The sequence below is a fragment of the Streptacidiphilus anmyonensis genome (assembly GCF_000787855.1).
GTDB classification, from domain to species: Bacteria; Actinomycetota; Actinomycetes; order Streptomycetales; family Streptomycetaceae; genus Streptacidiphilus; species Streptacidiphilus anmyonensis.
On sequence record NZ_BBPQ01000075.1, the window covers coordinates 35,315 to 41,564 of the forward strand.

General features: G+C 72.0%; 7 protein-coding genes. 2 read left to right on the top strand and 5 right to left on the bottom strand.

All coding sequences use genetic code 11. The annotated features are described in order from the left end of the window. Positions 1 to 78 precede the first annotated feature (78 nt). Both TR50_RS36170 and TR50_RS36175 read left to right on the top strand, forming a co-directional pair. Positions 79 to 1,011 carry a DMT family transporter gene (locus TR50_RS36170; protein ID WP_042432344.1) on the top strand — a complete coding sequence of 311 codons (933 nt, stop codon included), beginning with the start codon at positions 79 to 81 and terminating at the stop codon, positions 1,009 to 1,011. 114 nt (positions 1,012 to 1,125) lie between these two features. Next, the gene (locus TR50_RS36175) at positions 1,126 to 1,782 is read left to right on the top strand and encodes a DUF4360 domain-containing protein (protein WP_042432347.1); all 657 of its coding nucleotides are present in this window, start codon (positions 1,126 to 1,128) and stop codon (positions 1,780 to 1,782) included. A gap of 251 nt (positions 1,783 to 2,033) precedes the next feature. On the opposite strand, the gene TR50_RS36180 is transcribed toward TR50_RS36175, so the two are convergent. From TR50_RS36180 to TR50_RS43745, 5 genes are all read right to left on the bottom strand, one after another. Further along, positions 2,034 to 2,855 (bottom strand): alpha/beta fold hydrolase, encoded by an 822-nt coding sequence (locus TR50_RS36180; RefSeq protein WP_052441741.1) that lies wholly within the window; start codon positions 2,853 to 2,855, stop codon positions 2,034 to 2,036. 230 nt (positions 2,856 to 3,085) lie between these two features. Then, entirely contained in the window at positions 3,086 to 3,790 is a 705-nt protein-coding gene (locus tag TR50_RS36185) for an RICIN domain-containing protein (protein ID WP_042432357.1), read from the bottom strand. 170 nt (positions 3,791 to 3,960) lie between these two features. Further along, the gene (locus TR50_RS36190) at positions 3,961 to 5,265 is read right to left on the bottom strand and encodes a cytochrome P450 (protein ID WP_042432389.1); all 1,305 of its coding nucleotides are present in this window, start codon (positions 5,263 to 5,265) and stop codon (positions 3,961 to 3,963) included. Beyond that, the gene (locus TR50_RS36195) at positions 5,262 to 6,014 is read right to left on the bottom strand and encodes an alpha/beta fold hydrolase (protein WP_042432360.1); all 753 of its coding nucleotides are present in this window, start codon (positions 6,012 to 6,014) and stop codon (positions 5,262 to 5,264) included. The genes TR50_RS36190 and TR50_RS36195 overlap by 4 nt, the downstream gene beginning before the upstream one ends. Before the next feature lie 104 nt (positions 6,015 to 6,118). Then, on the bottom strand, positions 6,119 to 6,250 hold a 132-nt coding region (locus tag TR50_RS43745; RefSeq protein ID WP_174514889.1), incomplete at its 5' end, for a transposase.

Genomic DNA, 6,250 nt, shown 5'->3' on the forward strand with positions numbered 1-6,250 from the left:
ACAGTGTAGGTCTGCTACAGCTTTGCTGTAGACGTTGGTCGTAGCACTTCAACGCGCTGGTCGGGCAGCGTGGGAGGCATGATCGACGCCCGCCGTACCGATTCGGTGCTCCTCCTGGTCGCGTTCGTCTGGGGCTCCAGCTATCTGGCAGCCAAGACGGCGACGGTCTCGCTCGCGGTCCCCGCGGTGCTCTTCGCCCGGTACGCGATCTCCGCGCTGGCCTGCGGGGCAGTGGTGGCCTCCCGGCGCGGCCCGCGCCGCTGGACCGGCGCCGAGATCCGCACCGGCTCCCTCCTGGGAGTCACCCAGGCGGCCGTTCTCCTGCTGGAGACCTACGGGGTGGCCCACACCAGCGCCGCCAACGCCGGGCTGATCATCAGTCTGACCATCGTGCTCACCCCCCTGATGGACCGCACCGGAGGGCGGGGCCTGCCGCCGAGGTTCTTCCTCGCCGCCGGACTCTGCGTGTTGGCCGTCGGCCTGCTGACCTCCGCCACCGGACTGCACGCACCACGGCTCGGGGACGCCCTGATGCTCGCCGCCGCGGTCGTCCGGGCCGGCCACGTGGCGCTCGTCGGACGGCTCACGGCCGGCCGGGCGATGGACCCGCTCCGACTGACGACCGCCCAGACCGTCGTCGGCACGGCGCTGTTCCTGCCGCCGGCCCTCGCCCACCTGCCCGCCCTGGCCCACGCCGGGGCCACCACCTGGGCCTCGCTGGTCTACCTCGCCCTCTGCTGCAGCGTGTTCGCCTTCCTCGCCCAGACCTGGGCCGTGCAACGCAGCTCCGCCAGCCGGGCCAGCCTCCTGTTGGGGACCGAGCCGGTCTGGGCCGTCGCCGTCGGCATCACCCTCGGCGGCGAACGGCTCACTCCCGTGGCCGCCCTCGGCGCCGTGCTGATGGTCGCCGGGACCTACTGGGGAGCGGCCGTCGAACGCGCGCGCCGCACCACGGCCCCGACTGTCGACGACCTGACGGCGCGTCGGACGAGGACGCCGACCGGCGCCTGACCGTCAGGAGTCGGCCCGGGTCTGCTGTTCATCGGCCCGCGGGTGCGCTACGTTGATGGACCTGATCGGTGCATGACAACTTCGGGGATCGTCCGTACGACGAGAGGAAGTTCCATGATCCGCTCCATCGCCAAGGCCGCCGTCGCCGCCGCACTCCTCGCCACCTCCGTGGTCTCCGGCACCACGGCCCACGCCTCGGGCCGGGACGTCGCCCCGCCCGGCGGCTTCACCATCGGCCTGGTGAACGCCAACGGCTCCGGCTGCCCGGCCGGCACCACGGCGGCCACGGTCTCCCCCGACCAGACCGCCTTCACCGTCACCTACAGCAACTACCTCGCCGAGGCGGGCGGCAACTCCCGGCCCACCGACTTCCGGAAGAACTGCCAGCTCACCGTCCAGATCAACGCGCCGCAGGGCTTCACCTACGCCATCGCCGAGGCGGACTACCGCGGCTACGCCTACCTCGCGCCGGGCGCGAGCGGCATCGAGACGGCGAACTACTACTTCCAGGGACAGGCCCAGACCGGCAGCCTCAGCCACACCTTCAACGGGGCCCTGTCGGACGACTGGCAGGCCACCGACACCGCCTCGGTGGCCTCGCTCGTCTGGGCCCCCTGCGGCGAGACCCGCGACCTGAACATCAACACGCAGCTCCTGGTGCTGCCGGGCTCCCAGTCGCCGGACCAGACCAGCTTCATGACCATGGACTCGACCGACGGCAGCCTGACCACGGTCTACCACCTCGCCTGGGAGCAGTGCCCCGCGCACTGACCGGCGCCGGACCACAGCCCACGCCCCGTTCCGCCTCCCGTACCGACGGGGGAGGCGGGACGGGGCGTGGGCTGTGGTCCGTTTCGCGGGCTGGGGTGCGACGCGCGGCTTCGCGGGCGCGGGGTGGGCACGCCCTGCAGTGAACGGGCCCGTCAGCGGCGGAACATCACCCCCCGCGCCGACCCCCGGGGACGCCTGGGAGAAGGGGGCGGGGACGCAGCCGGAGCTGTCGGCGGACGCGGAGGGTGCGGCTACGCGGCGTCGGAGGTGACCTGGGCGGCGACGAAGTCGCCGATCGCCGCGAAGACCTCGGCGGGCTGCTCGATGTGCGGGAAGTGGCCGGCCTCGGCGACGGCTTGGAAGGTGGCGTGCGGGAAGGAGTCGGCCAGGGCGCGCTCGTACGCCAGCGGCGCGATGCCGTCCTGTTCGCCGGCGAGGACGAGCACGGGGACGGCGACCCGGTGCAGACGGCCGCGCAGTTTCGGGTCGTAGCAGAACGGGTCGCCCGCGTACACGGCCAGGGTTCGCTGGTTGGCGGCCATCGCCGCCAGCTGCTCCGGGCCGAGCGTGGCCGGGTCCGGGCGGAACTGCGGGTTGTGGAAGGCGAGTTCGCTGGTCTTGACCGGGCCGAGGTCGGCGGGGTCGGCGATCCGCAGCGGGGCCTCGGGGGCGATGCCGGTGGAGGCGAGCAGGGTCAGGCGGGAGATCCGGCGCCGGTTGTCGCGCAGAGCCATCTCGGCGGCGATCCATCCGCCGACGGAGCTGCCGGCCACCATCACGTCGCGCAGGTCGAGCGCGTCGAGCAGGTCGAGGTAGGCGGTCGCGAGGTCGGCGACGCTGTCGGTGGACTCCGGGCGGGGTGTGCCGTCGAACCCGGGGTGGGTCGGCACGACGACGTAGGCGTGCTGCGACAGGCTCGCGGCGAAGCCGGCCATCGAGCGAGGTCCCGCGCCGCCGTGCAGGACGAGCACGCCCGTGCCCTGGGTGTTCTCGCCGAACTCCTGGACGGTGACGGCGAGTCCGCCCGGAAGGTCGACGCTGCGGGTCGTGCCGGCAGGCGGAGTGGCGGTCATGATGCGTGGCCTCCATGAAGAGAGATAGTCATTGTTATGAGTGCTGACTCTCATAAGAGTATGCGCCTCTGCTCCCTTCATGCAAGTGAACTCTCATGAACGGGTCGGTCCGCTGGTGAACTCACGAAGGCGGCGGAGCGTAGCTCCCTCTGCGGGCTCCGGACCCGCCGGAACGCCCGTCGACTCATCGAAGGAGGCGAACCCCGTGAGACACCTGACCGCGCCGGCGATCATGCTCGCCGCCGTCGCCTTGACCGCCACCGCCTGCATGAGCTCCACGACCACCAGCTCGCCGCCCGCGAGTCCCACCGCAACCCCGTCGTCCGGTGGCGGCGCCGGAGGGGCCACCGTCGCGCGTTGTTCATCAGCTTGTCGACGCCGCCCACGGGGATGTCGATCCACTGCTGGGTCTGCGTGCCGTTGCAGCTCCACTGGTCGACCGCCGCGCCGTTCGTGGTCGCGGAGTTGTACACCTCCAGGCACTTGCCGCTGTTGCTGTTCTGCAGGGTGTAGACGGGGTAGCCGGCCCAGGTGCCGACCTGGTTCTCGTACCAGTACTGGGTGGGCGAGCCGTTGCAGTTGTACTGGTCGACATAGGCTCCGTCGTTGGTCGCGGAGTGGTAGGTCTCCAGGCACTTGCCGCTGTTGACGTTCTGGATGTCGACGGGGTCGCAGCAGCCCATCGGCGAGGCGTGCGCCGCCCGCTGCGCCGCGGCGGACAGCGGCTTGAAGGCGCCGGTGACGGTGCGCCCGCCGATCCGGATCGTGTGCACCCCCGTGGCGGCCTTCGCCGCCGACGCGCTCGACGCGCTCGACGCGCTCGACGCGCTCGACGCGGCCGATGCGGGCGTGGCGGCCGTCGCGGAGGTGTTCGCGGCGAACACCGCGAACAGGACGGCGATCGCGAACGCGGCCGCCTTCTTCAACGCGGACATGGTGGATCTCCTTGGATGCCCAGTGGATGGATGCCGCGGCGTCCGGTCCGCTCCGAGGAGCCCGGACGTCGCGGCGACTCCACTGTGATCCGCCTGATCCGATGCGATCGACCCCCACCGGCGACCGTGAGACGGCCCAGACCGTCTCACAGCGCTGAGCTGCGCAGTCGTCACCCGTCTCCGGCGGTGGGTGAGACGTGGGAAGCCGTCGGGCCCCCTGGGACGCGGACCGGGAGGTGGGTGATGCCGTTGATGAAGTTGGACGTCAGCCGCACCGGCGTCCCGTCCAGCTCCAGTTCCGGCAGGCGTCGCAGCAACTCGCCGAAGAACGCCCGCAGTTGCAGCCGTGCGAAATGCGCGCCCAGGCACAGGTGCGGGCCCTGGCCGAAGGCCAGGTGGTCGTTGGGGGTGCGGGTGATGTCGAAGCGGTACGGGTCGGGGAAGACCCGCTCGTCGTAGTGCGCCGACACGTGGTAGACGACCACCTTGTCCCCCCGCCGGATCCGCTGCCCGCCGAGCTCGGTGTCGCACGCGGCGGTGCGGCGGAAGCTCAGCACCGGCGGATGCCAGCGCAGCATCTCCTCGACGGCGGTGGGCAGCAGCGCGGGCTCGGCCCGCAGTCGCCGGTAGGCCTCGGGGTGTTCCAGCAGGGCCAGGACCCCGCCGGGCAGCGCGCTGCGGACGGTGTCGTTGCCCGCGACCACCAGCAGGAAGAAGAACATCTCCAACTCGGCGTCGGTCAGCGCCCGCCCGTCGACCTCGGCGCGGACCAGCGCCGTCATCAGGTCGTCGCCGGGCTCGGCGCGCTTGCGGCGGCCCAGCTCCTGGGCGTAGTCGAACATGTCCCGCAGCATCGCGGGGGAGCGGGGGTTGACGGGCCGTCCGTGCTCGTCGCGCACCACCTGGGCGTGCTCGGGGTCCTGGTAGCCGATGACCCGGTTGGTCCACTCCAGCAGCAGCCGCCGGTCGCCCTCCGGCACGCCCAGCAGCTCGGCCAGGTTGGTCAGCGGGAAGTCGTCCGTGACGTCGACCGGCAGGTCGCAGCGACCGCGTTCGGCGACCGCGTCGAGCAGCGCGGCGGCCCGCGCCGCGACGCGCTCATAGGAGCGTTCCAGTCGCCGCCGGGTGAACACCCCGGCCGCGATCCGGCGGATCCGGCTGTGCTCGGGCGGGTCCATGTTGAGGATCATCCGCCGGATGAAGTCGAGATCGTCCGGATCGGGGTCGCGGATCTGGGTCGCGCCCAGCCAGGAGGAGAACACCTCCGGTGTGCGCAGCACCTGCTTGACGTCCCGGTGCCGGGTGACCGCCCAGTACCCCGGCCCGGCGGGCCAGTCGAGCACCTCGTGCTCGTCCTGCCAGGCCACCGGCGCGCTGTCGCGCAGCCGACGGAACGACTCGTGCGGGATCCCGCGCGCGAACACGCGCGGGTCGAAGACGTCCGGAACGCCCTGGGCGTCAGGGCGGGCCGTCACCACCGGGCCAGGAAGCGCTCGACGGAGCCCGCGAGGGCCACCGGCGTCTCGTCCATCGCGTAGTGCCCGGCGTTCGCGAGGATTTCCAACTCCAGGTTCGGGTACCACACGGCGAAGGTCGACCGCATGGTGTCGGCCCCGAGCGCCGGGTCGTGCTCGCCGACGATCACCTTGACCGGGACCTCGCGGCCCTCGATCTCGCTGTGGAAGTCGGCGTGCGCCCAGGCGTCCAGGTAGGCGGCGAACGCGTCGCGGTCGGAGTTCTCCAGCGAGTGGCGGACCATCGCGTCCAGCCAGACGCCGGTCAGCCGGTTGCCGGTGGTGAGGTCGATGACGGCCCGCCGGTGGCCCGCGTCGTCGGCCGCGCCGGCGAACAGCCGCCACCCGTCCTCGTCGAAGGGGACACCGCCGGCCGGGACGGGGGAGACGCCGACCATCGCCCGCACCCGCTCCGGCGCGTCCGCGTACACCCGCTGCATGACCGAGCCGCCCATCGAGTGCCCGAGCAGCGAGAAGCGGTCGAGCCCCAGCGCGTCGGCGGTGGCCAGCACGTCCGCGGCGGCCTCCGCGAGGGTGAACCGTCCGTCCTGCCCGCGCCGCGCGCCGTAGCCGCGGTAGTCCAGGAAGACGTAGCCGAAGGCGTCCTGGTCGAGATGCGGCAGCAGGGCCTGCCAGGCCCGCGACGAGCCGAACCACCCGTGCAGGACCAGGACCGTGTGCTCGCCGGTGCCGATGCGCTGAAGCTCCATCTCCTGATCTTCGCAGGGAATGCCGGCCTTTAGGCCGGGCGGGGATGCGATCCTTGGTCCGGAGCCGCGAAGCGGCGGAGTTCTCTGCGGCTTCGGGGTGGCGGTCAGGTGGGCCGCTTCTGGTTCTCGATGTAGTCCTTGACGATGCTGAGCGGCGCGCCGCCGCAGGAGCCCGCGAAGTACGAGGGTGCCCAGAGTACGGACCCCGTCCCGATCCGGTTGATACGCCCGGTGTG

What these genes read in the sequence shown, in the direction of transcription:
- TR50_RS36180 (WP_052441741.1), bottom strand. Translation starts at nt 2,855, where the DNA reads ATGACCGCCACTCCGCCTGCCGGCACGACCCGCAGCGTCGACCTTCCG.
- TR50_RS36185 (WP_042432357.1), bottom strand. Translation starts at nt 3,790, where the DNA reads ATGTCCGCGTTGAAGAAGGCGGCCGCGTTCGCGATCGCCGTCCTGTTC.
- TR50_RS36170 (WP_042432344.1), top strand. Translation starts at nt 79, where the DNA reads ATGATCGACGCCCGCCGTACCGATTCGGTGCTCCTCCTGGTCGCGTTC.
- TR50_RS36175 (WP_042432347.1), top strand. Translation starts at nt 1,126, where the DNA reads ATGATCCGCTCCATCGCCAAGGCCGCCGTCGCCGCCGCACTCCTCGCC.
- TR50_RS36195 (WP_042432360.1), bottom strand. Translation starts at nt 6,014, where the DNA reads ATGGAGCTTCAGCGCATCGGCACCGGCGAGCACACGGTCCTGGTCCTG.